Origin of the sequence: Streptomyces sp. f51, assembly GCF_037940415.1 — a bacterium.
Lineage (GTDB): Bacteria > Actinomycetota > Actinomycetes > Streptomycetales > Streptomycetaceae > Streptomyces.
In genome coordinates this window covers 2137862-2162869 of record NZ_CP149798.1, presented here as the reverse complement: position 1 = coordinate 2162869, position 25008 = coordinate 2137862, and the positions used below count along the sequence as shown (strand labels likewise).

The 25008-nt window shown below is 69.8% G+C and carries 25 protein-coding genes; 12 read left to right on the top strand and 13 right to left on the bottom strand.

Annotated features, from left to right (window positions below):
- Positions 1–287 precede the first annotated feature (287 nt).
- Positions 288–782, top strand: coding sequence for a DUF3145 domain-containing protein (locus tag WJM95_RS09620; RefSeq protein ID WP_261702513.1), 495 nt, complete (start codon positions 288–290; stop codon positions 780–782).
- Between the two features lie 118 nt (positions 783–900).
- Here WJM95_RS09620 and WJM95_RS09615 read toward each other — a convergent pair whose 3' ends face one another.
- The 5 genes from WJM95_RS09615 to WJM95_RS09595 form a co-directional block, all read right to left on the bottom strand.
- Entirely contained in the window at positions 901–2172 is a 1272-nt protein-coding gene (locus tag WJM95_RS09615; RefSeq protein WP_339129165.1) for a beta-ketoacyl-[acyl-carrier-protein] synthase family protein, read from the bottom strand.
- Positions 2173–2298: 126 nt separating this feature from the next.
- Positions 2299–2547, bottom strand: a complete 249-nt coding sequence (locus WJM95_RS09610; RefSeq protein ID WP_339129164.1) for an acyl carrier protein — start codon at positions 2545–2547, stop codon at positions 2299–2301.
- A gap of 75 nt (positions 2548–2622) precedes the next feature.
- Complete coding sequence (locus tag WJM95_RS09605) at positions 2623–3654, bottom strand: ketoacyl-ACP synthase III (RefSeq protein WP_339129163.1); 1032 nt, start codon at positions 3652–3654, stop codon at positions 2623–2625.
- A gap of 13 nt (positions 3655–3667) precedes the next feature.
- Positions 3668–4585 (bottom strand): ACP S-malonyltransferase, encoded by a 918-nt coding sequence (locus tag WJM95_RS09600; RefSeq protein WP_339129162.1) that lies wholly within the window; start codon positions 4583–4585, stop codon positions 3668–3670.
- Between the two features lie 89 nt (positions 4586–4674).
- Positions 4675–5880 (bottom strand): helix-turn-helix domain-containing protein, encoded by a 1206-nt coding sequence (locus tag WJM95_RS09595; protein WP_339129161.1) that lies wholly within the window; start codon positions 5878–5880, stop codon positions 4675–4677.
- 94 nt (positions 5881–5974) lie between these two features.
- Here WJM95_RS09595 and WJM95_RS09590 point away from each other — a divergent pair, with 94 nt between their 5' ends.
- Positions 5975–6631 (top strand): pirin family protein, encoded by a 657-nt coding sequence (locus WJM95_RS09590; RefSeq protein ID WP_339135444.1) that lies wholly within the window; start codon positions 5975–5977, stop codon positions 6629–6631.
- 11 nt (positions 6632–6642) lie between these two features.
- Here the strand turns inward: WJM95_RS09590 and WJM95_RS09585 are convergent, their stop codons facing one another.
- Positions 6643–7464, bottom strand: coding sequence for a serine hydrolase domain-containing protein (locus WJM95_RS09585; RefSeq protein WP_339129160.1), 822 nt, complete (start codon positions 7462–7464; stop codon positions 6643–6645).
- Positions 7465–7482: 18 nt separating this feature from the next.
- Positions 7483–7953, bottom strand: coding sequence for a GNAT family N-acetyltransferase (locus WJM95_RS09580; RefSeq protein ID WP_339129159.1), 471 nt, complete (start codon positions 7951–7953; stop codon positions 7483–7485).
- Positions 7954–8048: 95 nt separating this feature from the next.
- Between WJM95_RS09580 and WJM95_RS09575 the strand changes: the two genes are divergently transcribed.
- Positions 8049–8519: a MerR family transcriptional regulator gene (locus tag WJM95_RS09575; protein WP_339129158.1), complete on the top strand. Its 471-nt coding sequence runs from the start codon at positions 8049–8051 to the stop codon at positions 8517–8519.
- Between the two features lie 72 nt (positions 8520–8591).
- Here the strand turns inward: WJM95_RS09575 and WJM95_RS09570 are convergent, their stop codons facing one another.
- The 3 genes from WJM95_RS09570 to WJM95_RS09560 form a co-directional block, all read right to left on the bottom strand.
- Positions 8592–9455 (bottom strand): DUF4429 domain-containing protein, encoded by an 864-nt coding sequence (locus WJM95_RS09570; RefSeq protein ID WP_339135442.1) that lies wholly within the window; start codon positions 9453–9455, stop codon positions 8592–8594.
- Positions 9456–9521: 66 nt separating this feature from the next.
- Positions 9522–10730, bottom strand: a complete 1209-nt coding sequence (locus tag WJM95_RS09565) for an alpha/beta hydrolase (RefSeq protein ID WP_339129157.1) — start codon at positions 10728–10730, stop codon at positions 9522–9524.
- Between the two features lie 317 nt (positions 10731–11047).
- Complete coding sequence (locus WJM95_RS09560; RefSeq protein ID WP_339129156.1) at positions 11048–11713, bottom strand: TetR family transcriptional regulator; 666 nt, start codon at positions 11711–11713, stop codon at positions 11048–11050.
- Between the two features lie 121 nt (positions 11714–11834).
- Here WJM95_RS09560 and WJM95_RS09555 point away from each other — a divergent pair, with 121 nt between their 5' ends.
- Both WJM95_RS09555 and WJM95_RS09550 read left to right on the top strand, forming a co-directional pair.
- Positions 11835–13454 carry an MFS transporter gene (locus WJM95_RS09555; protein ID WP_339129155.1) on the top strand — a complete coding sequence of 540 codons (1620 nt, stop codon included), beginning with the start codon at positions 11835–11837 and terminating at the stop codon, positions 13452–13454.
- Positions 13455–13571: 117 nt separating this feature from the next.
- Positions 13572–13874, top strand: coding sequence for a small hydrophobic protein (locus WJM95_RS09550; RefSeq protein ID WP_339129154.1), 303 nt, complete (start codon positions 13572–13574; stop codon positions 13872–13874).
- A gap of 69 nt (positions 13875–13943) precedes the next feature.
- Here the strand turns inward: WJM95_RS09550 and WJM95_RS09545 are convergent, their stop codons facing one another.
- Both WJM95_RS09545 and aceE read right to left on the bottom strand, forming a co-directional pair.
- Positions 13944–14723, bottom strand: a complete 780-nt coding sequence (locus WJM95_RS09545) for a potassium channel family protein (RefSeq protein WP_339129153.1) — start codon at positions 14721–14723, stop codon at positions 13944–13946.
- Positions 14724–14799: 76 nt separating this feature from the next.
- Positions 14800–17547 carry a pyruvate dehydrogenase (acetyl-transferring), homodimeric type gene (aceE, locus tag WJM95_RS09540; protein WP_339129152.1) on the bottom strand — a complete coding sequence of 916 codons (2748 nt, stop codon included), beginning with the start codon at positions 17545–17547 and terminating at the stop codon, positions 14800–14802.
- Positions 17548–18011: 464 nt separating this feature from the next.
- On the opposite strand from aceE, the gene WJM95_RS09535 reads away from it, so the two are divergent.
- From WJM95_RS09535 to WJM95_RS09510, 6 genes are all read left to right on the top strand, one after another.
- Positions 18012–18440 (top strand): DUF3052 domain-containing protein, encoded by a 429-nt coding sequence (locus WJM95_RS09535; protein ID WP_339129151.1) that lies wholly within the window; start codon positions 18012–18014, stop codon positions 18438–18440.
- Positions 18441–18624: 184 nt separating this feature from the next.
- Positions 18625–19083 (top strand): peroxiredoxin, encoded by a 459-nt coding sequence (locus tag WJM95_RS09530; protein ID WP_339129150.1) that lies wholly within the window; start codon positions 18625–18627, stop codon positions 19081–19083.
- Positions 19084–19197: 114 nt separating this feature from the next.
- A complete protein-coding gene (locus WJM95_RS09525; RefSeq protein WP_339129149.1) occupies positions 19198–19773 on the top strand; it encodes a TerD family protein in 576 nt (191 codons plus the stop codon).
- 101 nt (positions 19774–19874) lie between these two features.
- A complete protein-coding gene (locus tag WJM95_RS09520; protein ID WP_339129148.1) occupies positions 19875–20450 on the top strand; it encodes a TerD family protein in 576 nt (191 codons plus the stop codon).
- A gap of 136 nt (positions 20451–20586) precedes the next feature.
- Positions 20587–21735: a DUF475 domain-containing protein gene (locus WJM95_RS09515; protein WP_339129147.1), complete on the top strand. Its 1149-nt coding sequence runs from the start codon at positions 20587–20589 to the stop codon at positions 21733–21735.
- Between the two features lie 97 nt (positions 21736–21832).
- Complete coding sequence (locus tag WJM95_RS09510; protein ID WP_339129146.1) at positions 21833–22570, top strand: Tellurium resistance; 738 nt, start codon at positions 21833–21835, stop codon at positions 22568–22570.
- A 145-nt stretch (positions 22571–22715) separates the two neighbouring features.
- On the opposite strand, the gene WJM95_RS09505 is transcribed toward WJM95_RS09510, so the two are convergent.
- Positions 22716–23621 carry a TerD family protein gene (locus WJM95_RS09505; protein ID WP_339129145.1) on the bottom strand — a complete coding sequence of 302 codons (906 nt, stop codon included), beginning with the start codon at positions 23619–23621 and terminating at the stop codon, positions 22716–22718.
- Positions 23622–23801: 180 nt separating this feature from the next.
- Here WJM95_RS09505 and WJM95_RS09500 point away from each other — a divergent pair, with 180 nt between their 5' ends.
- Positions 23802–24971 (top strand): HpcH/HpaI aldolase/citrate lyase family protein, encoded by a 1170-nt coding sequence (locus tag WJM95_RS09500; RefSeq protein ID WP_339129144.1) that lies wholly within the window; start codon positions 23802–23804, stop codon positions 24969–24971.
- The last annotated feature ends 37 nt before the right edge of the window (positions 24972–25008 follow it).

Here is a 25008-nt window from a genome sequence, read left to right as displayed (position 1 = left end):
TACAGGGTTGGTCGGCATCCGCTCCGCGCGGTCGGTCGCACCACGTCGTACACGGTCGGTCGCGCCGCGTTTCCATGGTGCGGCCGTCTCCACCCGGGAGGCGGACCCGGACCCCCGGCAGGGGAGTCCGGACACGTCCCGCCGGGTGAAACCTCGGCGGTTCACGGCGCTTGGACCGACGGTACGTCACACTCCTTGCGCCGCCGCAGGGTAGCCTCGCCACGTGGCCGCCCTGCCACTGCCGTTCCGCTAAGTTACAAGATGTCTCGCTCTGTCCGGAGGCCCCAGTGACGACACGTGGAGTTCTCTACGTGCACTCCGCGCCCCGCGCGTTGTGTCCGCATGTCGAGTGGGCGGTCGCGGGGGTGCTCGGCACACGCGTCAACCTCGACTGGATCCGGCAGCCCGCCGCGCCGGGCACCTGGAGATCCGAGTTCTCCTGGAAGGGCGAGGTGGGCACCGCCTCCAAGCTCGCCTCCGCGCTGCGCGGCTGGCACCTGCTGCGCTTCGAGGTCACCGCCGAACCCTGCCCCACCGCCGAGGGCGAGCGCTACAGCTGCACCCCCGAGCTGGGCATCTTCCACGCCGTCACCGGCATCCACGGCGACATCCTCATCCCCGAGGACCGGCTGCGCGCGGCCCTGCTGCGCTCCCAGCGCGGCGAGAGCGACCTGGAGGCCGACCTCGCCAAGCTCCTCGGCAAGCCCTGGGACGACGAGCTGGAGCCCTTCCGCTACGCGGGCGAGGGCGCCCCGGTCCGCTGGCTGCACCAGGTGGTCTGACGCCCCACCGGTGACGCTCCGTCAAGGACGCCCGGACCCGCCCGAGAACGAACGCCGTGTGGCCCGTACCCCCTTGACCAGGGGTACGGGCCACAGCCGTACGGGACGGGAGCCGGCGTCAGACGGAACGGAACGCCAGGACCACGTTGTGCCCGCCGAAGCCGAACGAGTCGTTCAGCGCGGCGATACGGCCCTCGACGGGCAGCTTGCGGGCCTCGCCGCGCACGATGTCCGCGGCGGCCTCGGCCTCGGGGTCAAGGTTCTCGACGTTGATGGTCGGCGGGGCGAGCCGGTGGTACAGGGCGAGCACGGCCGCGACCGACTCGACACCGCCGGCGCCACCGAGGAGGTGACCGGTCATCGACTTGGTGGCGGAGACCGCGAAGTGGTCCGCGTCGTCGCCGAACACCTTGCGCAGCGCCTTCAGCTCGGCCACGTCACCGGCGGGCGTCGAGGTGGCGTGCGCGTTCACGTGCACGATCTCGGCCGGGTCCAGGTCCGTGTTGTCCAGCAGGCTCTGGAGGGCGTGCGCGATGCCGCGGCCCTCCGGCTCCGGCTGCACGATGTCGTGGCTGTCGGCCGAGATGCCCTGGCCGACCGCCTCCGCGTAGACGCGGGCGCCACGCTTGGCGGCGTGCTCGGCGGACTCCAGGACGACGACACCGGCACCCTCGCCGAGGACGAAGCCGTCACGGGCGACGTCGTAGGGGCGCGAGGCACCCTGCGGGTCGTCGTTGTTCTTGGACATCGCCATCATGTTGCCGAACGCGGCGATGGGAAGCGGGTGGATGGCCGCCTCGGTGCCACCGGCGACGACGACGTCGGCGCGGCCCGTGCGGATCATCTCGATGGCGTAGCCGATGGCCTCGGCGCCGGAAGCGCAGGCGGAGACCGGGGTGTGCACACCGGCGCGGGCGCCCACGGCGAGACCCACGTTGGCGGACGGACCGTTCGGCATCAGCATCGGAACGGTGTGCGGGGAGACACGGCGTACGCCCTTCTCCTTCAGCACGTCGTACTGGTCGAGCAGGGTCGTCACACCACCGATGCCGGAGGCGATGACCGTGCCCAGCCGGTCGGGGTCGACACTCGGGTCCTCGCCCGCCTTGTCGGTGAAACCGGCGTCGGCCCAGGCCTCCTTGGCCGCGATCAGCGCGAACTGCGCCGAGCGGTCCAGACGGCGGGCCTGCGGGCGGGGGATGACCTCACCCGGCTCCACGGCGATCTGCGCCGCGATACGGACGGCCTGGTCGGCGGCCCACTCCTGCTCGAGGGGGCGGACGCCGGAACGTCCGGCGATCAGGCCCTCCCAGGTAGAGGCTGCGTCGCCACCCAGCGGTGTGGTTGCGCCGATACCGGTGACGACCACGGTGCGATTGGTCGGGCTCACGGGAATTCTTTCTCCAACGGATACGAGGATTCAGCGGCGCCACCGCCGGGTGGCGGGGCATCAGCCAGGGCGAACCGGGGCACGCGGCCCCGGTCACCCGGACGGTCGGCCCAGGTGACCGGAAGGTCAGGCCTGGTGCTCGAGGATGTAGGCGGTCGCGTCGCCGACGGTCTTGAGGTTCTTGACGTCGTCGTCCGGGATCTTGACGTCGAAGCGCTCTTCGGCGGCGACGACGACCTCGACCATGGACAGCGAGTCGACGTCCAGGTCGTCGGTGAAGGACTTGTCCAGCTGGACGTCCTCGGTGGGGATCCCGGCGATCTCGTTGACGATCTCGGCGAGACCTTCGACGATCTCTTCCTGAGTGGCGGCCATGTCAGGCGCTCCTTCGGTGTGTTTCCAGAGGGGTGGCGATGTTCCGTACGGACCGGATGATCCGGTACGGAGTGCCTAGGGGAGGGTAACGACGGTCGCGGCGTACACGAGACCCGCCCCGAAGCCGATGACGAGCGCGGTGTCGCCGCTCTTCGCCTCACCGGTCGCCAGGAGCCGCTCCATCGCGAGCGGGATCGAGGCGGCCGAGGTGTTGCCGGTGGTGCGCACGTCACGCGCGACCGTGACGTGTCCCGGCAGTTTCAGCGTCTTCACCATCGAGTCGATGATCCGCTCGTTGGCCTGGTGGGGAATGAAGACATCCAGGTCGTCCGAGCTGATCCCGGCCGCGTCCAGCGCCTGCTGTGCGACCTTCGCCATCTCGAACACGGCCCAGCGGAACACCGCCTGGCCCTCCTGCGTGATGGCAGGGAACTTGATCTCGCCCTTGGAGTCGAGCGGGAGATTGGAGACGTCGCCGACCTTGAAGCGGTCCCACGGCACGGTCTGCTTGATGGTGCCGGCCTTGTCGCCCTCGCTGCCCCAGACGGTGGGGCCGATGTGCGGCTCCTCGGAGGGGCCCACGACGACCGCGCCCGCGCCGTCGCCGAACAGGAAGGCCGTCGCACGGTCCTCCAGGTCGGTCAGGTCGGACAGCCGCTCCACGCCGATGACGAGGACGTACTCCGCGGAACCCTCGACGATCATGCCCTTGGCGAGGGTCAGGCCGTAGCCGAAGCCCGCGCAGCCGGCCGAGATGTCGAAGGCCGCGGCCTTGTTCGTGCCGAGCTTGTCGGCGATCTCGGTGGCGATGGCCGGGGTCTGGGCGAAGTGCGACACGGTGGAGACCACCACGGCGCCGATCTGGTCGGCGTTGATCCCGGCGTCGGCGATGGCCTTGCCGGACGCCTCGATCGACATCGCGGCGACCGTCTCCTCGTCGGAGGCCCAGTGCCGGGTCTCGATGCCCGAACGCGAACGGATCCACTCGTCGGACGAGTCGATGGTCTCCAGGATCACCTCGTTGGGCACGACCCGGACGGGACGGTAGCCGCCGACGCCGAGGATGCGCGCGAACGGAGCGCCCTTGGGTGCCTTGATCTTCGACATGCTCTCGGGCTCCTCAGGCGGCGCCGTGCTCGGCGATGAGCTCGCGAGCCGCGTCCAGGTCGTCGGGGGTCTTCAGGGCCAGCGTCGGGACGCCGGGCAGCGCGCGCTTGGCGAGACCGGTCAGCGTGCCGCCGGGGCACACCTCGATCAGCGCGGTCGCGCCGAGTTCCCGGAAGGTCTCCATGCACAGGTCCCAGCGGACCGGGTTGGCGACCTGGCCGACCAGGCGGGAGACGACCTCGGCACCGGAGGCCACCGCCTGGCCGTCACGGTTCGAGACGTAGGTGACCCGCGGGTCGGCCGGCGTCAGTTCCTCGGCGGCCTTCGCCAGCGCGTCGACCGCGGGAGCCATGTGGTGCGTGTGGAACGCGCCCGCCACCTTCAGGGCCACGACCCGCCGGACACCCTCGGGCTTGTCCGCCTCCAGCGCCGCCAGCTGCTCCAGCGTGCCGGCGGCCACGATCTGGCCCGCGCCGTTCACGTTCGCCGGGGTCAGACCCAGCTTCTCCAGGTGCGCGACCGTCGTGTCCGGGTCCCCGCCGAGCAGCGCCGACATACCGGTCTGCGTGACGGCGGCGGCCTCGGCCATCGCCAGGCCACGCCTGCGTACGAGGGTCAGCGCGGCAGTGTCGTCGAGCACTCCCGCGAACGCGGCGGCGGTGATCTCGCCGACGCTGTGGCCGGCGACGGCACCGGGGGTGACGTCACCGAGCGCGGCGGCGGACAGCAGACCGGCGGCGACCAGGAGAGGCTGCGCGACGGCCGTGTCACGGATCGCGTCCGCGTCGGCCTGCGTGCCGTAGTGGGCAAGGTCCAGCCCGATGGCGTCCGACCACGCGGCGAGGCGTTCGGCGGCGCCGGGGAGGTCGAGCCAAGGAGTCAGGAAGCCGGGCGTCTGAGCGCCCTGGCCGGGAGCGACGAGTACGAGCACTCTCACACTCTCTCTTGTGGACGGCCACGGCCGCCCGTGGGGACAGGGACGAAGAACACGAGGGGGAATTGTAGGTCCCCGACAAAACCCTATGTTTGTGGATCTCCATCGGCCAGACGCCCCAGGATCAGCGCGATCCGCAGCGTGAACGCCGACCGAACATCCGAGGGCGACCAGCCGGTGACGTCAGTCACACGTCGCAGCCGGTAGCGCACGGTGTTGGGATGGACGAACAGCATCCGGGCCGCGCCTTCTAGGCTGCTCGCCTGCTCCAGATAGACGGCGAGCGTCTCCAGGAGCGCCGAGCCCGCCTCCTCCAGCGGTCTGTAGATCTCCTCCACCAACTGCTCGCGGGCAGACGGGTCTCCTGCGATCGCGCGCTCCGGCAGCAGATCGTCCGCCAGAACCGGACGCGGGGCGTCCTGCCAGGCGAAACACGCCTTGAGCCCGGCCGCCGCGGCCTGCGCGGACCGGGTCGCGGCCAGCAGATCGGGCACGATCGGCCCGGCGACGACCGATCCGGCGGCATACGGCCCGATCAGCGACTTGGCCACGGCGAGCGGGTTGTCGCTGCCGCCCGCGATGACGACCAGCCGGTCCCCGAGCACCCCCGTCAGCACCTGGAGCTTGGCGTGCCGCGCCGCCCGCCGGATCGCCTCGACCGTCAGCTCGCTGTCACCGTCGGGTGCCGTGCCCAGCACCACGCAGACATGTTCGGGCGAGTTCCACCCGAGCGCGGCGGCCCGGGAGACGGCGCCCTCGTCGGCCTCGCCGGAGAGCACGGCGTTCACCACGAGCGACTCCAGACGGGCGTCCCACGCGCCGCGCGCCTCCGCCGCCTGCGCATACACCTGGGCGGTGGCGAAGGCGATCTCTCGGGCGTAGACCAGCAGCGCCTCGCGCAGCACGGACTCGTCGCCGGGGGCCGCCACCTCGTCGATGGCCGATTCCATGACCTCGATTGTCGTCCGCACCATCTCCACCGTCTGGCGCAGCGTGATGGCCCTGGTCAGCTCGCGTGGCGCGGTGCCGAAGACGTCGGTGGAGATGGCCTGGGGCGCGTCCGGGTGACGGAACCACTCCGTGAAGGCCGCGATACCGGCCTGGGCCACAAGACCGATCCACGACCGGTTCTCCGGTGGCATGGCCCGGTACCACGGCAGCGTCTCGTCCATCCGCGTGATGGCCTGGGCGGCGAGACTGCCCGCCGACTTCTCCAGCCGCTTGAGGGTCGCGGTGTGCGAGTCGACGTCGTGCGCTGGGCGCTCGGTGTTGCTGGCTTCGGGTTCGGGCACGGGACAAGACTGCCTTATCCGGACGCAGCCGTGCGGCGGCGGGTCGTAAGTAAGAGAGGGGTGGTTCGCGGTGCCGGGCTACCGTGGGGGAGTGATGGACGTCCGCCGCGCCGACGAGCGCTACCGCGGAGGGGACCCGGAAGCCGGGATCTCCTCGCTCCACGCCTTTTCCTTCGGACCGCACTACGACCCCGACAACCTCCGGGTCGGCGCGGTGATCGCCTGCAACGAGGAGCGGCTGGCCCCCGGCGCGGGTTTCGACGAGCACCCGCACAGTCACACCGAGATCGTCACCTGGGTGGTGGAGGGCGAGCTGACCCACCGCGACTCGGCGGGGAACGTGTCGGTGCTGCGCCACGGTGACGTGCAGCGGCTGAGCTCCGCGGGCGGTGTCCGCCACGTCGAGCGCAACGACGGCGAGCTGCCGCTGGTCTTCGTCCAGATGTGGCTGGCGCCGATCGAGCCCGGCGGTGACCCGGCCTACGAGACCGTCCGCGGCATCGCCGACTCCACCCCGTACGCCGTCCCCGAGGCGGGGGCCATGCTCCATGTGCGCCGGCTGACGGCGGGCGAGCGCACGGCCGTCCCCGACGCGCCCTGCGTCTACGTCCATGTCGTGCGCGGCGAGGTCCGACTGGACGGCGTGGAGCTGGGCGAGGGGGACGCGGCCCGGATCACCGGGGCGAAGGACCTGGAACTGGTCGCCGGGGCCCCGGCGGAGCTGCTGGTGTGGGAGATGGCCGCCGTCTGACCCCGCCCTTGTCAGGAGGCGAGTTCGGCCAGCACCGCGTCGGTGAACGGCGTCCACGCCTCGATCGCCCAGGGCCCGAAGTTCCGGTCGGTCAGCGCGACACAGGCGGCGCCCGCGACCGGGTCGACCCACAGGAACGTACCGGCCTGACCGAAGTGGCCGAACGTGCGCGGCGAGGACGAAGTCCCGGTCCAGTGCGGCGACTTGGAGTCGCGGATCTCGAAGCCGAGCCCCCAGTCGTTGGGGTTCTGGTGGCCGTAGCCGGGCAGCACGCCCTTGGTCCCGGGGTACTGCACGGTCATCGCCTCCGCGACCGTGCGCGGGTCGAGCAGCCGCGGCGCCTGGAGCTCGGCGGCGAAGCGGACGAGGTCGTCCACCGTCGAGACGCCGTCCTTCGCGGGCGAACCGTCCAGCGTCGTCCCCGTCATGCCGAGCGGTTCGAGGACCGCCTGGCGCAGATACTCCGCGAAGGGCATGTCCGCGGCCTTGGCGATGTGGTCCCCGAGCACCTCGAAGCCGGCGTTGGAGTACAGCCGCCGCTGCCCGGGCGTGAAGGTCGCCCGGTGCTCGTCGAACGCCAGGCCCGAGGTGTGCGCGAGCAGATGGCGGACCGTCGAACCGGCGGGCCCGGCGGGTTCGTCGAGCTCGATCGCCCCCTCCTCGTACGCGACGAGCGCGGCGTACGCGGCGAGCGGCTTGGTGACGGAGGCCAAGGCGAACCGGTGGCCGCCGGGACCGTGCGACCCGGCCACGGTGCCGTCCGCGCGGACGACCGCGGCGGCGGCGGTGGGAACGGGCCAGTTCGAGATCAGCGCCAGGCTCTGCAAGGACATGACCCGAGCCTAAGCGGGTCAAAGGGTGAGCCGCATCGAGGGGTCGCGCTTGCGGACGAAGCCGAGGGCCGCGTACAGCGGCTCGGCCTCGGCGGACGCGTTCAGGTCGACCTGGGCGACCCCGCGTCCGCGGAACCAGTCGAGAAGGGCCTCCATACCGGCGCGGGCGTAACCGCGGTGCCGGGCGTCCGGATCGGTGGCGACGCTGAAGACGTGCCCGACCGCGCCGTGCGGATTGTCCTCGCGCCCGATCCGGTAGTCGACCGTCCCCGCGACGAGGGACGCGAGCGCTCCCGGCCGGTCCGGGTGGTCGATCACGAACGCGGCGAAGGAGCCCTCGGTGTCGGCGAGCTTCGCCCGGACGGTGGGCAGCGAGGTGGCGTGCCAGGAACTGGAGGAGCCGGCGTCGAAGAGCGCGTGGATCATCACCTGGCGCAGGCGCAGCACTTCCGGGGCGTCCTCGGGCGTGGCACGGCGTACGAGACTCATGATCGGCACGGTAGCCAGCACCTCCCGGCCATGTCCCGGCATTTTCGGCCGGTTCGGCTTGCCTGGAGTGCACTCCAAGGTTTTAGCGTGGGGGCATGACGGTGATGGAGACCACAGCCGAGGCCACCGGGACCGACACCTGCGCCGAGCCTCCCGAGCGGGAACCGCGGCGCCCCGACGGCCGGGACAACTACACGATCAGCGAGGTCGTCGCCTTCACCGGCCTCAGCGCGCACACCCTGCGCTGGTACGAGCGCATCGGCCTCATGCCGCACATCGACCGCTCGCACACCGGCCAGCGCCGCTACAGCAACCGCGACCTGGACTGGCTCGGCCTCGTCGGCAAGCTCCGTCTCACCGGTATGCCGGTCGCCGACATGGTCCGCTACGCGGAGATGGTGCGCGCCGGCGACCACACGTACATGGACCGCTACGAGCTCCTGGAGGCCACCCGCCGGGACGTCCGGGCCCGGATCGCGGAACTCCAGGACACGCTGGCCGTGCTCGACCGGAAGATCGGCTTCTACGGGGACGCGAGCCGTGCCCTCGCCTCGGAGCGGTCCTGACAAAGGACGGCTCCGAGGGCGGACGGTCCGGCCCGCGGACGGGTGTGGCCGGCGCCCCCGGGTGCCGGCCCGCTACAGCTGGGCGAGCAGTTCCGCCTTCTTGAAGGAGAACTCCTCGTCCGTGACGAGCCCGGCCTCGTGCAGTTCCCCGAGATGCCGGATCCGTTCGGCGATGTCGGCCGGGTCGCGGTGCGGCACGGGAGCGGCGACCGCGGGCGCGGGACTCGCGGAGCGCGAGGCGGCGAGCACGGCCGCCGCGAACGGCAGCGACTCGTGGACGGGCCCGTACCCGAGCCCGAAGACGACGGCCGCGGGGTCCTGGTCCGCCTGCGCGGGATGCGCCGGCGCGGGATCCCGCCGCAGCAGCCGCAGATGGCCCTCGAACACCTCGGGGGAGCGCCACTCGACCCCGCACAGCGCGGAGACCGGGAACGTCTGGTCGCCGGCCTTCCACTTCGCCGAGGACGCGCCCGTCCTGAACCAGCGGAAGGACACCGTCTTGCCGTCGAAGGACGCCTTCCCGTCGTAGGCCTTGAAGACCAGCGGCCGCTCGGGCGGCTTCACGAGAAAACGCTCGGCGGGCTCGTCGTCCGTCGTGATCCGGCCGCGCAGCTCGTCCGCGTAGTACTCCGCGAGCGTCTCGCGGTCGGCCGGCAGCACCAGCCGGTACGGATCGCACCCTTCCTTGAGCTGTCCCGCGGCCGCCTCCATCAGCGGATCGGCGCCGGGCCGCGGCACCGCACGCAGAACGACCGTGCCTCGCTTCCCCGGCGCCAGCGTCACCGCCGAGATCGCCTCCAGGGGGATACGGCGTTCACCGAGCGCCTGGAACAGCTTCGGTGTGCGGATCCCCCGTTCGAAGCGGATGAGCACGGAGTCGGACTCGAACTCCCAGGCGGCATGAAAACCGGCCAGTACGTCACCCATGCGGGCCATCGTATGCGGCACGCAAGCCTCCGTCGCCTCTCTGGGCGGACCGCAGTTCTTCGTCCTCTACGCGCGTCAGGCCGACGTACCGGCGGACAAACCCGTCCGGCAGGCGTCGTCGTCGCGCGCGCAGCTGACATTGCGGTACGCGCCGATCCCGATCTCCGCAAAGTTGCGGAGACTCTCCGTGCCCGGCTGGAAGTAGCCGGCGTGGCCCTTCGCGCCCTCGGCGGACAGCACACGTGCCCCGAACCCCTTCGACACCGGGTCCGCTCCGTGCCCGAGGCCCCCGACCTCCATGTGCGGTACGTCCTGGATCCAGTCGTCCGCGTCGCGCATCGCCCAGACCCGGGCGGTGGTGTGCAGGTTCGCCGCCCGGGCCGCCCGCATGCCGGGGCTTCCCGCCACGGCTATGTCGGAGACCCTGGAGGGCAGCGAGGAAGCGGCCACCCCGCACAGGACCGAGCCGTAGCTGTGGCAGTACAGCGCCACCTGCGAGCCGCCGGGCAGCGCCCGCACCAGCGCGTTCAGCCGCACCGCGCCCTCCTCGGCCCGCATGGCGGTGGCCGAGTCGATGCCGAGACCGCTGGGCGCCGTGTAGTCCGCCCACGCGATCACGGCCGTACGCGCGGCGGGGTCAGCCGAGCGCTCCTCGCGGTACAGCGCGCCCGCCATGCCCACGGGTGCCGAGTACTGCTTGTACGTGCGCTGGAAGGTGAGCAGGTCGGTGTCGACACCGGGGACCACGACCGAGACGCGGCGGGCCGTGTCGAGGTCGCCGAAGACCTCCGCGACCCGGCCCGAGCCGTTGGGGTCGAAGGCGAGGATCTTGCGGCCCTTGTCCAGCAGCGCGTCGTAGCGGTGCATCCGGCGGCCCGCGTCGTAGTGGCCGGCGGAGGAGAGCCGGTCGTCGTGCATGCGCCCGCGTTCGACCGCGCGTTCGTGCTTGAGCGCGACCCGGTTCGCCGCGTAGCGCAGGGTCACCGGCGCCCCGTTCATGTTGCCGACCGCGAGCGGATAGCGGTGGGCGAGCCGTGAACGCTGGTGCGCGTCGAGCGTGGTGAAGAACTGGGCCAGCAGAGCCGGATCGGAGTCGAGGGCGGGCAGCCGGTGTCCGGCCACGCTGCCGTGCGCCCACGCGGAGCGGGACGCCTGGAGCGCCGAGGCTGCGCGGTGGCTGTGGATCGCGGTCCAGCCACTGGTGGCCAGCATCACGAACACCACGGCCAGCGCGAGCAGTGCGCGCCAGACGTTGAGTTGGGGGGTGGTGTCGAAGGAAGTCACTGAGAGGACACCCTAGGAGAAGTGGGGAGCCTCCCGTTAAACGAGTGACTGGGATCACGTTTCTGATGGGGTGATTGGGGCAAACCGGGTTCAGTTTGAGTTAAATGGTCACACTGTGTACGGACATTTCTGCTACGCGTGTGCGATATGTGACGCTGCGTATGGGGGTGTTGTGATTCCGTGGAGTCCCTCGCGGAACAACTCGCCGGGTGTCATCCGTAACAACGAGCGCGGGTGTGCGCGAGGTTCCGTACGAGGGGTGCGGACCGCCCCGAGGTGACGTGACGTCACGAAGAGTCACGCGACGTCACCCGTCGTCACCGCGGTGCGGTGTCCCACTTCTCCGCCAACGCGGGCCCCACATGGTCGAGATAGGCCGCGGTCAGCTCGCGGATCGCCTCGACGCTGGTGTCCTCGCCCGCGCCCCACATGCGGCCCGTGACCCGCATCACGCCGCCGAACACCGCGACCGCGATGCGCGGGCGCGGGTCCGTGTCCACGTCGAGGCCCTCGCGGTCGGCGATGAGCCGCGCGATCTCCTCCTCGATCTCCTCGGAGCGGCGCAGATGCACGGCGAGCAGCGCGGGAGTCGACTCGATCAACCGGTAGGTGCGCATGTGCAGTTCGATGGGCACCACCTCCTCGATCGCCTCGCCGATGGTGTCCCAGCTCTCCAGGACCGCACGGCGCAGCGCCTCCAACGGGGCCTCGTGGGCCGGTCGTTCGCGCACCGCGGCGATGAAATGCGACTCGGTGAGCCGCTGGAGGAACAGGGCGGCGTCCTCCTTGCCGGCGAAGTAGCGGAAGAAGGTGCGCTGGGAGACGTCGACGGCCTCGGCGATCTCGTCGACGGTGGTCCGCTCGTACCCCTGCGAGGTGAACAGTTCGAGGGCGGCCCGCAGCAGAGCGTCCCGGGTGCGCTGCTTCTTGCGTTCCCGCAGCCCGGGACGCGGCGCGTGAGCCGGGGGGACCGTGTCCGTCATGGTGCCGCACTTCTCCTTCGCCAACAGTTCGCCCAGTTCAGCCTATCTGTGAGTGACGTGACAGTTACCGACTTGTGAATCGGTTTGTCAATTGTCAGTGGCTGTCACTAGCCTCCCGCGCATGACTAGTCAGACCACCATCGAGACGACGGGACAGGGGGGCGAGGCACCCGCCGCCCCGGCGGACGGCGCTCCCGCCCGGGGCCTGCGAGGCCACCCCTGGTTCACCCTCATCACCGTCGCGGTCGGGGTGATGATGGTGGCCCTCGACGGCACCATCGTGGCCATCGCCAACCCGGCCATCGCCAAGGACCTCGGCGCCACCTTCGCCGACGTCCAGTGGATCACCAACGCCTACTTCCTCGCCCTCGCGGTCTCCCTCATCACCGCGGGCAAGCTCGGCGACCGCTTCGGCCACCGGCAGACCTTCCTGATCGGTGTGACCGGCTTCGCCGCCGCGTCCGGCGCGATCGGCCTGTCGCACACCATCGCCCTCGTGGTCACCTTCCGCGTCTTCCAGGGCCTGTTCGGCGCGCTGCTCATGCCGGCCGCGCTCGGCCTGCTCCGCGCGACCTTCCCGGCCGAGAAGCTGAACATGGCCATCGGCATCTGGGGCATGGTCATCGGCGCCTCCACCGCGGGCGGCCCGATCCTCGGCGGTCTGCTCGTCCAGCACGTCAGCTGGCAGTCGGTGTTCTTCATCAACGTGCCCGTCGGCCTGATCGCCCTCACGCTCGGCCTGCTGATCCTGCTGGACCACCGCGCCGAGAACGCCCCGCGCTCCTTCGACATCCTTGGCATCGTGCTGCTGTCCGGCGCGATGTTCTGCCTGGTGTGGGCCTTGATCAAGGCCCCGTCCTGGGGCTGGGGCGACGGCAAGACCTGGCTCTTCATCGGTCTGTCCGTCCTCGGCTTCGGGCTGTTCTCCTTCTGGGAGACCCGCGTGAAGGAGCCGCTGATCCCGCTCGGCCTCTTCCGCTCCGTCCCGCTCTCGGCGGGTGTGGTGCTGATGGTGCTCATGGCCATCGCCTTCATGGGCGGCCTGTTCTTCGTGACGTTCTACCTCCAGAACGTGCACGGCATGAGCCCGGTCGACGCGGGCCTGCACCTGCTCCCGCTCACCGGCATGATGATCGTCGGCTCCCCGCTCGCGGGCCTGGCCATCACCAAGCTCGGCCCGCGCATCCCGCTCGCCAGCGGCATGGCGGCCACCGCGATCGCCATGTACGGCATGTCGACGCTGAAGGCCGACACCTCCAGCGGCCTGATGTCCATCTGGTTCGCGCTCCTCGGCTTCGGCCTCGCGCCGGTCATGGTCGGCGCCACCGAGGTCATCGTCGGCAACGCCCCGATGGAGCTCTCCGGTGTCGCCGGCGGTCTCCAGCAGGCCGCCATGCAGATCGGCGGCAGCCTCGGCACGGCCGTCCTGGGCGCCGTGATGGCCTCGAAGGTCGACAACGACCTCGCGGGCAACTGGGTCGCGGCCGGCCTGCCCAAGCTCACCGACGCGCAGGAGGCCCTGGCCTCGCAGGCCGTGCAGCAGGGCGCGGCGCCGGTGGCCAAGGGCACGCCGGAGGCGATAGCGGCGAAGATCTCGGTGGTCGCGCACGACACGTTCATCTCCGGCATGAGCCTCGCGTGCCTCGTCGCCGCCGTGGTCGCCGTCGTGGCCGTCTTCGTCGCGCTGCTCACCAAGCGCGGCGAGAACGCCGAGGCGGGCGCGGGCGTCGGTCACATCTGACGCCTCCCGCCTCCGTGACGGACCCGCCCGGGCAACGGGCGGGTCTGCCAGCGTGAAACGGGGGTACCCGGTCCATCGACCCGAACCGACCGACAGGTCACGGGAGTTCAGGAGTTGATGATGGCGGGCTTCGGAAACGGTACGCGCAGGTACCCCCGTTCACGTGGCCGTACAGGATCACGGACCGGGCCGGACAGCGCGACCCTGGGGATCATCGGCACCGTGTGCGCGGTGGCCGGCTTCTTCGCACTGGGCATCGTCCTCGGGCCGGCCGCGATGGTCTGCGGATGGCTCGCCATGGGCCGCCGCTGGACCGGATCGGGCCCGGTGCCGGCCCTGATAGCCCTGGTGCTGGGAGCGATAGACACCCTCCTGGCGATCATCTGGCTGGGCGGCGGACCGGGCAACGGCCTGCTCTGACACCGGCCTTGACGCCCCGCACCCGTGGGCCCGCGCACCGCTCCCGAGCGGTGCGCGGGCCCACGGCCGTCAGCCGGGGGAGTGTTCCTCCGACCCCGCCGACACGGGGTGCGGCAGGATCCCCGGGACGCAGGAGAGCGCGGCGACCTCGGCCCGCAGTGCCTGCACCTGCGCCGCGAGCTCCTCGATCGCCGCGGTCTGGCGCCGCTCCTCCACGTCGTCCTTGTCGAACCGGGAGATGAACCAGGCGGCGATGTTCGCGGTGACCACACCGAGCAGGGCGATCCCCGACAGCATCAGGCCCACCGCGATGACACGGCCCATCCCTGTTGTCGGCGCGTGATCGCCGTACCCCACGGTCGTCATCGTCGTGAACGACCACCACACCGCGTCACCCAGCGTCTTGATGTTCCCGTTCGGTGAGTCGCGCTCCACCGACAGCACGGCGAGCGAGCCGAACATCAGCAGGCCGACGACCGCGCCGCCGACGTACGTCGTCAGCCGGATCTGCGAGGCCATCCGGGCGCGCCGCCCCACCAGCATCAGCGTGGAGACCAGCCGCAGCAGCCGCAGCGGCTGGAGGATCGGCAGGATCACGGCGCACAGGTCGAGCCAGTGGCCGCGGACGAAGGCGCGCCGCTCCCGGGCCAGCGCGAGGCGGACCAGGTAGTCGACGGCGAAGGCCCCCCACACGACCCACTCCACCAGCGTGCAGGTCAGGGTCACCGGACGGCCGGCGTCGTTGTCCACGATCGGCACGGCGTACCCGAGGGCGAACGCCACCGCGAGGACGAGCAGGGGCCGCTGCGTCAGCAGCTCCCAACGGGCCTGCGCCGATTCTTCGCTCATGCCCGCATCGTAGAAAGAAAACGGCGAGGGGGCGGCGGGCCCACGGCCCTCGCCCCCTCGCCCGCCCCGCTCCCGCCTACGCGTCGCCGCCCGCGGCGCCCGGGTCGGCCGCCCGCACGTCGAGCAGCTGATAGCGGTCGACCGCCTGCTTCAGCACCGACCGGTCGACCTTGCCCTCACGGGCCAGCTCGGTCAGCACCGCGACCACGATCGACTGGGCGTCGATGTGGAAGAAGCGCCGGGCCGCGCCGCGCGTGTCCGCGAAGCCGAAGCCGTCCGCGCCGAGTGACTGGTAGGTGCCGGGCACCCACCGGGAGATCTGGTCGGGAACCGAGCGCATCCAGTCGGAGACGGCCACGAACGGACCCTGGGCGGAGGACAGCTTCCGCGTCACGTACGGGACGCGCTGTTCCTCCTCCGGGTGCAGCAGGTTGTGCCGCTCCACCTCGACCGCCTCGCGCCGCAGCTCGTTCCAGGAGGTCGCCGACCAGACGTCGGCCCGCACGTTCCACTCCTCGGCGAGGATCCGCTGCGCCTCCAGCGCCCAGGTGACGCCGATGCCGGACGCCATGATCTGAGCGGGGATGGTGCCCGAGGTGCCCTCGCTGAAGCGGTGGAGGCCCTTCAGGATGCCCTCCGCGTCCACGTTCTCCGGCTCCGCCGGGTGCTGGAGCGGCTCGTTGTAGACGGTGAGGTAGTAGAAGACGTCCTCGCCGTGCGGGTGCTCCTCGGAGGAGCCGTACATACGGCGCAGACCGTCCTGGACGATGTGCGCGATCTCGAAGCCGAACGCCGGGTCGTAGGCGACACAGCCCGGGTTCGTGGAGGCGAGCAGCTGCGAGTGGCCGTCCGCGTGCTGGAGGCCCTCACCGGTCAGCGTCGTCCGCCCCGCGGTCGCGCCCAGGACGAAACCGCGCGCCAGCTGGTCGGCCATCTGCCAGAACTGGTCACCCGTCCGCTGGAAACCGAACATCGAGTAGAAGACGTACACCGGGATCAGCGGCTCGCCGTGCGTGGCGTACGCCGAACCCGCGGCGATCAGCGAGGCCGTGCAGCCCGCCTCGGAGATGCCGTCGTGCAGCATCTGACCGGTCGGCGACTCCTTGTACGCGAGCAGCAGCTCACGGTCCACCGACTCGTACTGCTGGCCGAGCGGGTTGTAGATCTTCGCGCTCGGGAAGAACGAGTCCATGCCGAACGTGCGGTACTCGTCCGGCGCGATCAGCACGAAGCGCTTGCCGATCTCCTTGTCCCGCATGAGGTCCTTGAGCAGCCGCACGAACGCCATGGTCGTGGCGATGGACTGCTGACCCGAACCCTTCTTCACGCTCGCGTACGTCTTGTCCTCGGGCAGGGCCAGTGGCTTCGAACGCACGACACGCGTGGGCACGTACCCGCCGAGACTCCTGCGGCGGTCGTGCATGTACTGGATCTCCTCCGAGTTCCGGCCCGGGTGGTAGTACGGCGGCGCGCCGTCCTCCAGCTCCTTGTCGGAGATCGGCAGGTGCAGCCGGTCGCGGAAGCCCTTGAGGTCGGCGACCGTCAGCTTCTTCATCTGGTGCGTGGCGTTGCGGCCCTCGAAGTTCGGGCCGAGCGTCCAGCCCTTGACCGTCTGCGCCAGGATCACCGTCGGCTGGCCCGCGTGCGCCTTGGCCGCCGAGAACGCCGCGAAGATCTTCTTGTGGTCGTGGCCGCCGCGCCCCAGGTGCAGGATCTGGTCGTCGGTCATGCTCTCGACCATCGCGCGCAGCCGGTGGTCGTCCCCGAAGAAGTGGTCGCGGATGTACGCGCCCGTCTCCGTGGCGTACGTCTGGAACTGGCCGTCCGGCGTGGTGTTCAGCCGGTTGACGAGCACCCCGTCGCGGTCCTGCGCGAGCAGCGGGTCCCAGGTGCGGTCCCAGACCAGCTTGATCACGTTCCAGCCGGCGCCCCGGAACTGCGACTCCAGCTCCTGGATGATCTTGCCGTTGCCGCGCACCGGGCCGTCGAGGCGCTGGAGGTTGCAGTTCACGACGAAGGTCAGGTTGTCCAGGCCCTCGCGCGCGGCGATCGACAGCTGGCCGAGCGACTCCGGCTCGTCCATCTCGCCGTCGCCGAGGAACGCCCAGACGTGGGACTTGGAGGTGTCCGCGATACCGCGCGCCTCCATGTAGCGGTTCATCCGCGCCTGGAAGATCGCGCCGAGCGGGCCGAGGCCCATCGACACGGTCGGGAACTCCCAGAAGTCCGGCATCAGCCGCGGGTGCGGGTACGACGACAGTCCGTACGGTGCCTTCGACTTCTCCTGCCGGAACGCGTCGAGCTGCTGCTCGGAGAGCCGGTCGAGGAGGAACGCGCGGGCGTAGATGCCCGGCGAGGCGTGCCCCTGGAAGAAGATCTGGTCGCCGCCGTCGCCCTCGTCCTTGCCGCGGAAGAAGTGGTTGAAGCCGACGTCGTAGAGCGAGGCCGAGGAGGCGAAGGTCGCGATGTGGCCGCCGACCCCGATACCGGGGCGCTGCGCCCTGGACACCATCACGGCGGCGTTCCAGCGGGTCGCGTTCAGGACCTTGCGCTCGATCTCCTCGTTGCCGGGGAAGAACGGCTCGTCCTTGGTGGCGATCGTGTTGACGTAGTCCGTGCTGCGCATCTCGGGCACGGCCACGCGCTTCTCACGGGCCCGCTCGATCAGCCGCAGCATCAGATAGCGGGCCCGCTCGCGGCCGCGCTCGTCGACGGCGGCGTCGAGCGAGTCGAGCCACTCCTGAGTCTCCTCGGGGTCGAAGTCCGGGACCTGGCTGGGAAGGCCGCCAATGATGATCGGGTTGCGATCGGATCCGGGAGCCACGCTGTTCCTTCGCTGTCGGAGGGCTGTGTTCGGTGGGTTTTCCCCGCGTCTGCACCGATCCCATCGTGTACCCCGCGAACGCCTACGTCATCTCTACCTGGAGGTAACCGAGACGCTCGTCCGGACCGTTGGGGCGGTCTCGACCAAAACGTAACGATACGCTCAGGGCGTGACGCGTTCCGCAAAGCCGTTCGGCTTTCGCACGCCCCAAGGGTTCCGAAGGGGATAAATGGGGCAGAAGTGTGTGGTGCCCGTCACGCGGCGTCATGATGGCCCGCCGGGAGTTGCGTCGGCACTGCCAGGATCGTCACCGTTTCGGCGGTCTCGACGGCCGGGTACTTGCGCGATCCGCTCCGCCCGTGTGGACTACGGCCAACGCTTCGCGTACGCGCGTGGCTGACATCCCCCGGCTCTGGACGAGCAGAGGGTGACCCCAATTCCGAAACATGATCAGGAGGCAAGCCGTGAGCGCGACCGCGGACCACGCGGAGGAGCGGACCAACCCGGCCGCCAGGCTGGGGTTCGAGCCCGGACAGGTGGTCCAGGAGATCGGCTTCGACGACGACGTTGACAACGAGCTCCGTGAAAGCATCGAAACTCTGATCGGCCAGGATCTGGTCGACGAGGACTACGACGACGTCGCCGACGTGGTGCTGTTGTGGTTCCGGGACGAGGACGGCGATCTCACGGACGCGCTGGTGGACGTCATCGGTCTCCTTGAGGACGGCGGCAACATCCTGCTGCTGACCCCGAAGACCGGCAGGGACGGTTACGTCGAGCCCAGCGACATCAGTGATGCCGCACAGACAGCCGGCCTCTCCCAGACGAAGAGCATCTCCGTCGCCAAGGACTGGTCGGGCACCCGCCTGGCCACCCCCAAGTCGAAGCGCTGAGCTGCGCCCCGTCTGTAAGCCAGAACATCCGTGAGGCCCCCGCCGAGCCACCTCGGCGGGGGCCTCACGCATGCCCGGAGGCGGCACCCGGGGGACCCCGCCGGGGTCGCGCCGCCGCCACGAGCCGATCACTGCGTACGCTGGTCGTCACCCGAACAGACCCTTGGAAGGGAAGCGAGTGACTATGGCCGTCGAGGTCGGCAGCAAGGCCCCGGACTTCGAGCTGAAGGACAACCACGGCGCCACCGTGAAGCTGTCCGACTTCCGTGGCGAGAAGAACGTCGTACTGCTCTTCTATCCCTTCGCCTTCACCGGCGTGTGCACGGGCGAGCTGTGCTCCCTGCGCGACAACCTGCCGCAGTTCACCGACCGCGACACCCAGCTCCTCGCGGTCTCCAACGACTCCATCCACACCCTGCGCGTCTTCGCCGAGCAGGAGGGCCTGGAATACCCGCTGCTCTCCGACTTCTGGCCGCACGGCAACATTTCGCGCGCCTACGGCGTCTTCGACGAGGACAAGGGCTGCGCCGTGCGCGGCACGTTCATCATCGACAAGGAGGGCGTCGTCCGCTGGACCGTCGTCAACGCGCTGCCGGACGCGCGTGACCTGAACGAGTACGTCAAGGCGCTCGACACCCTGTGATTCTTCGGTTCCAAGCCCTGCGGGGCACGGGAACCCGTCACTAGGATCGAACCGTTGATCCGATACCAACGCACCTACGGGGCTCCCCGCCCCTGAACACCATTGGGAGGACTCGTGGGAGTCAGCCTCAGCAAGGGCGGCAACGTATCGCTGTCGAAGGAGGCCCCGGGACTGACCGCGGTCATCGTCGGTCTGGGATGGGACGCCCGTACGACCACCGGTGTGGACTTCGACCTCGACGCCAGCGCCATCCTCACGAACGCGGACGGCAAGGTCAGCACCGACCAGAACTTCGTGTTCTTCAACAACCTGAAGAGCCCGGACGGCTCGGTGGAGCACACCGGGGACAACATCACCGGTGAGGGCGAGGGCGACGACGAGCAGATCAAGGTCAACCTCGCCGCCGTTCCCGCCGACGTCTCGAAGATCGTGTTCCCGGTCTCCATCTACGAGGCCGAGAACCGCCAGCAGTCCTTCGGCCAGGTCCGCAACGCCTACATCCGCGTGGTGAACCAGGCCGGCGAGGCGGAGATCGCGCGCTACGACCTCTCCGAGGACGCCTCGACGGAGACCGCGATGGTCTTCGGCGAGCTCTACCGCAACGGCGCCGAGTGGAAGTTCCGCGCCATCGGCCAGGGCTACGCCTCGGGCCTGCGCGGCATCGCGCAGGACTTCGGCGTCAACGTCTGAGCCACAGCCCTCGGGCATCCCGGTCCGGTGCCGCACCGCCTCGGTGCGGCACCGGACCGGCCGCACCAAGTGAAGATCGAACCTCGGGGAGGACCAGCATCATGGGCGTCACGCTCGCCAAGGGGGGCAATGTCTCCCTCTCGAAGGCCGCACCGAACCTCACGAATGTGATGATCGGGCTCGGATGGGACGCGCGCTCCACCACCGGAGCCGACTTCGACCTCGACGCCAGCGCGCTGCTGTGCAGCGGCGGCCGGGTCCTCGGGGACGAGTGGTTCATCTTCTACAACCAGCTCAAGAGCCCGGACGGCTCCGTCGAACACACCGGCGACAACCTCACCGGTGAGGGTGAGGGCGACGACGAGTCGATCCTGATCGACCTCGCCAAGGTCCCCGCCGTCGTCGACAAGATCGTCTTCCCGGTCTCCATCCATGACGCGGACAACCGCGGCCAGACCTTCGGCCAGGTCAGCAACGCGTTCATCCGGGTCGTCAACCAGGCCGACGGCCAGGAACTCGCCCGTTACGACCTTTCCGAGGATGCCTCCACCGAAACGGCGATGATCTTCGGCGAGGTCTACCGCTACAACAGCGAATGGAAGTTCCGCGCGGTCGGCCAGGGGTACGCATCAGGTCTGCGGGGCATCGCACTCGACTTCGGGGTCAATGTTTCCTAGACCCACCTGTATCAGCCGAAGGCGGCCCCTTAGACTTCGTGGTCAACAGTAGGTAAAGCCGAGTACGGCACGGGGGTTGCACACCCCCCGGGCCTGCGCTTGGGGGTGCCCCCACCACACGATGATTGGGTAGCCAGTGCTTCTGAAAACCTTCGGCTGGTCGTTCGCGATCACCGCGCTCGGTCTGGCCGCGGCGGCCGTCTACGGGGGGTGGACCGCCTTCGGCATCGTGGCGATCCTGGCCGTCCTGGAGATCTCGCTGTCCTTCGACAACGCGGTGGTCAACGCCGGAATCCTGAAGAAGATGAATGCCTTCTGGCAGAAGATCTTCCTCACGGTGGGTGTGCTGATCGCCGTCTTCGGCATGCGCCTGGTCTTCCCCGTCGTGATCGTCGCCATCAGCGCCAAGATCGGCCCGATCGACGCGGTCGATCTCGCGCTGAACGACAAGGACAAGTACCAGCAGCTGGTGACCGACGCCCACCCGTCGATCGCCGCCTTCGGTGGCATGTTCCTGCTCATGATCTTCCTCGACTTCATCTTCGAGGACCGGGACATCCAGTGGCTGCGCTGGATCGAGCGGCCGCTGGCCAAGCTCGGCAAGGTCGACATGCTGTCCGTCTGCGTCGCCCTGATCGTCCTGCTCGTCACCTCCATGACCTTCGCGGTCCACGCCCACCAGCACGGCGGCGGCCACGTCGACAAGGCGCAGACGGTCCTGGTCTCCGGCATCGCCGGTCTGATCACGTACATGATCGTCGGCGGACTCTCCGGCTACTTCGAGGACAGGCTGGAGGAGGACGAGGAGCGGGAGCACGAGGCCGAGGAGGAGGCCGAGCGCACCGGCAAGAAGAAGCCCGCCGTCGTCCTCGCCGGCCAGGCCGCGTTCTTCATGTTCCTCTACCTGGAGGTCCTGGACGCCTCGTTCTCCTTCGACGGCGTCATCGGCGCCTTCGCCATCACCAACGACATCGTGCTGATGGCGCTCGGCCTGGGCATCGGCGCCATGTACGTCCGCTCGCTCACCGTCTACCTGGTCCGCCAGGGCACCCTCGACGACTACGTCTACCTGGAGCACGGCGCCCACTACGCGATCGGCGCCCTGGCCGTGATCCTCATGGTCACCATCCAGTACGAGATCAACGAGGTCATCACCGGACTCGTCGGCGTCGTCCTGATCGCCCTGTCCTTCTGGTCGTCCGTGCGCCGCAACAAGACCCTCGCCGAGGCCGAGGGAAAAGCCCCGGCCTCGGACGAGAAGGCTGAGGTCTCGTCCGGGGTGTGACACCCCTCCGGCTGAGGAACGCTCTGAGCGGGGCGGTCGCAGAGGACGAGTCCTCCGGCGGCCGCCCCGCCGCATACCGACGGACGTGGGGGGCCGAATGGGCATCTGGCAGGACCTGTGGCGCGGCCGCTCGGCGGATTTCGACTCCGGCAGTGCCGCGTCCAACTCCATCGAAATGAACAAGCGCAACCACACGGTCTCGCTCACCAAGCAGGGCGCGGCCAGCGGCAACCTGCGCATCAACCTGTCCTGGCGGATGCGCACCTCCGACATCGGGGGCCCGCAGCGCGGCAGCCTGCTGCGCCATCCTTTCCGGACCTTCAAGCCGGAAGTGGTCCAGGCGCACACCCAGAGCATGGTCAACGTCGACCTCGACCTCGGTGTCATGTACGAGCTGACCGATGGCACCAAGGGCGTCGTCCAGCCGCTCGGCAGCTTCTTCGGGGAGCTCAACGCCCCGCCGTTCGTCAAGCTCAGCGGCGACGACCGCTTCGGCTCCGGATCGGGCGAGACGGCCTACGTCAACCTCGACCACCGCGACGACATCAAACGCCTGCTGGTCTTCGTCTACATCTACGACAAGACCCCGGCCTTCGACCGTACGCACGCCATCATCACGCTCTACCCGAGCAACGGCCCGCGTATCGAGATCGGCCTGGAGGAACGCCATCCGCAGGCCCGTTCCTGCGCCGTCGTCATGATCGAGTGCAACAAGGGCGAGGTGACCGTGCGCCGCGAGGTCCGGTTCGTGTACGGCTTCCAGGCCGAACTCGACCGGCTCTACGGCTGGGGGCTCCAGTGGGGCCGCGGATACAAGTCGAAGGCCGACCGTTAGCGCCCGCCCGGGCCCGGCCGGCCGCCGGCACGCACCCTTACCGGAACCACGGGCCTCGGCGCCCCCACAGGCCCCTTCGGCCCTGCTGGTTTCACCTGCCTCGCGGCCCCCGGCGGAGCCTTCGGCCCAACCGGCCCCACCTGCCTCAGCGGCCGATGAACTGCGGTCCCTGCGGCGGCAGCCGGAAGTCCGGGTCAGGTCCGGCACCGACCGCCTGCGGGAAGCCGTACGCGGGCTGCGTGGCCGGCGCGCTCTGCGGCTGCGGGTAGCCGTAGGCGGAAGGATCCGCCTGCCGTCCGGCGGGCTGCGGGTACCCGTACGCGGGGCCCGTCGCGGCCGCCGCGGGCCCCGGGTAGCCGTAGGCGGGCTGCTGCGGCACGGGGGCCTGCTGCGTGACCGGGGCGGAGTGCTCGGGCGGCAGCGGCATCGAGGTCTCGGGAGCCGTGGCCGGCGCGGCCCAGGCGCCCTGCTCGGGCGCGGCACCCGAAGCCGGCACGCCGCCGGCCTCGGACTCGTCCACCGAGATCCCGAAATCGGTCGCGAGGCCCACCAGCCCGTTGGAGTAGCCCTCGCCGAGCGCCCGGAACTTCCAGCCGTCACCGCGCCGGTACAGCTCGCCACAGATCAGCGCGGTCTCCGCACCGGTCTCCGGCTTGATGTCGAAGTACGCCAGAGGTTCACCGTCCGCGACGGCCGCGTCGTACAGCAGAATGCGCAGATCGCGTACGTGATCGAAGGTGACGTCGTCGGCCGATGCGACCAGGAGAATCTGTCCCACGCCGGACTCGACACCCGTCAGATCCGTCTGGATCGTGTCGGTGAGGCCCTCGGCGCCGCGCTTCTTGCCGAGCCGCCACACCTTGCCCGACGGATGGCGGGGCTGGTTGTAGAAGACGAAGTCCTCGTCGGATCGCACACGACCGTCGGGGCCGAGGAGCAGCGCGGAGGCATCGACATCGGGGACACCCTGACCGGGCGTCCAGCGCAGGACGGCGCGCACCGCTGTGGCGTCCAGCGGGACGTTCGACCCTTTCAGCATCGCGTGCGTCATGCCGTCATCCTGCCCTGTCGGTCCTGGTCACGACAATGTGGGGTCGTTCCGGAACCGGCCGGTGATGGACATGGCGGAGTTACCTGAACTTCACGCCCGGTGGGAATCCCAGACATGAATCCGTACGTACTATTACCGGCCACATCACATTCGGCCACCTAGCCGCCGCGGGGGAGTCCCATGCGTCATTTCGGTCACGTCACCCCTGAGGAGCGGCAGCGCCTCTTCCACCGGGAGCCCGGCGTCTTCACGTCCGACTCTCCGGCCAGAGTGCTGGCCGCGGCCCTCGGGGCGACGCTCTACAGCCCGGCCACCCGGCCCACCCTGGCCGACGACATCGTCAAACAGACCACACGCGGTGTGGTCTCGATGGTCCTGTGCCTGGAGGACTCCATCGACGACTCCGAGGTCGTGGGCGCCGAGGAGAACCTGGTCCGCCAGTTCGAGGACCTCGCGGCCCGCCCCGACACCGGCGAACTGCCCCTGCTGTTCGTACGGGTCCGCTTCCCCGAACAGATCCCCGACCTCGTACGGCGCCTGGGCCCCGCCGTCCGGCTGCTGTCCGGATTCGTCATGCCGAAATTCACCGAGGAACGCGGCACGCCGTTCCTGGAGGCCCTCACCACCGCCGAGGCGGAGAGCGGCCGCAGGCTCTTCGCCATGCCCGTCCTGGAGTCGCCCGAGCTGCTCTACCGCGAATCGCGCGTGGAGACCCTGGAGGGCATCTCCCGCGCCGTCGACAAGTACCGCGACCGCGTCCTCGCGCTGCGCCTCGGCGTCACCGACTTCTGCTCCTCGTACGGGCTGCGCCGCGCCCCCGACATGACCGCCTACGACGTCCAGGTGGTCGCCTCCGTGATCGCCGACGTGGTGAACATGCTGGGCCGGGCCGACGGCACCGGCTTCACCGTCACCGGGCCCGTCTGGGAGTACTTCCGCGTCCAGGAGCGCATGTTCAAGCCCCAGCTGCGCCGCAGCCCCTTCCTCGAGGGCGAGGCGGAGAAACTGCGCGAGAAGCTGCTCGAACACGCCATGGACGGCCTGCTGCGCGAGATCGCGCTCGACCAGGCCAACGGGCTCATGGGCAAGACCTGTATCCACCCCTCGCACGTGCCGCCCGTCCACGCGCTGTCCGTGGTCAGCCACGAGGAATACAGCGACGCCCAGGACATCCTCAGGCCGGAGCGCGGCGGTGGGGGTGTACTGAGATCGGCGTACACGAACAAAATGAACGAGGTGAAGCCGCATCGCGCCTGGGCCGAGCGCACCCTGCTGCGCGCCGAGGTCTTCGGGGTCGCCCACGAGGACATCGGCTTCGTCGAGCTGCTCACCGCCGGAATCCTGGCGTGAGCGGGCCCGGCCGAGCGAAGCGCACCCCCGACAGCAA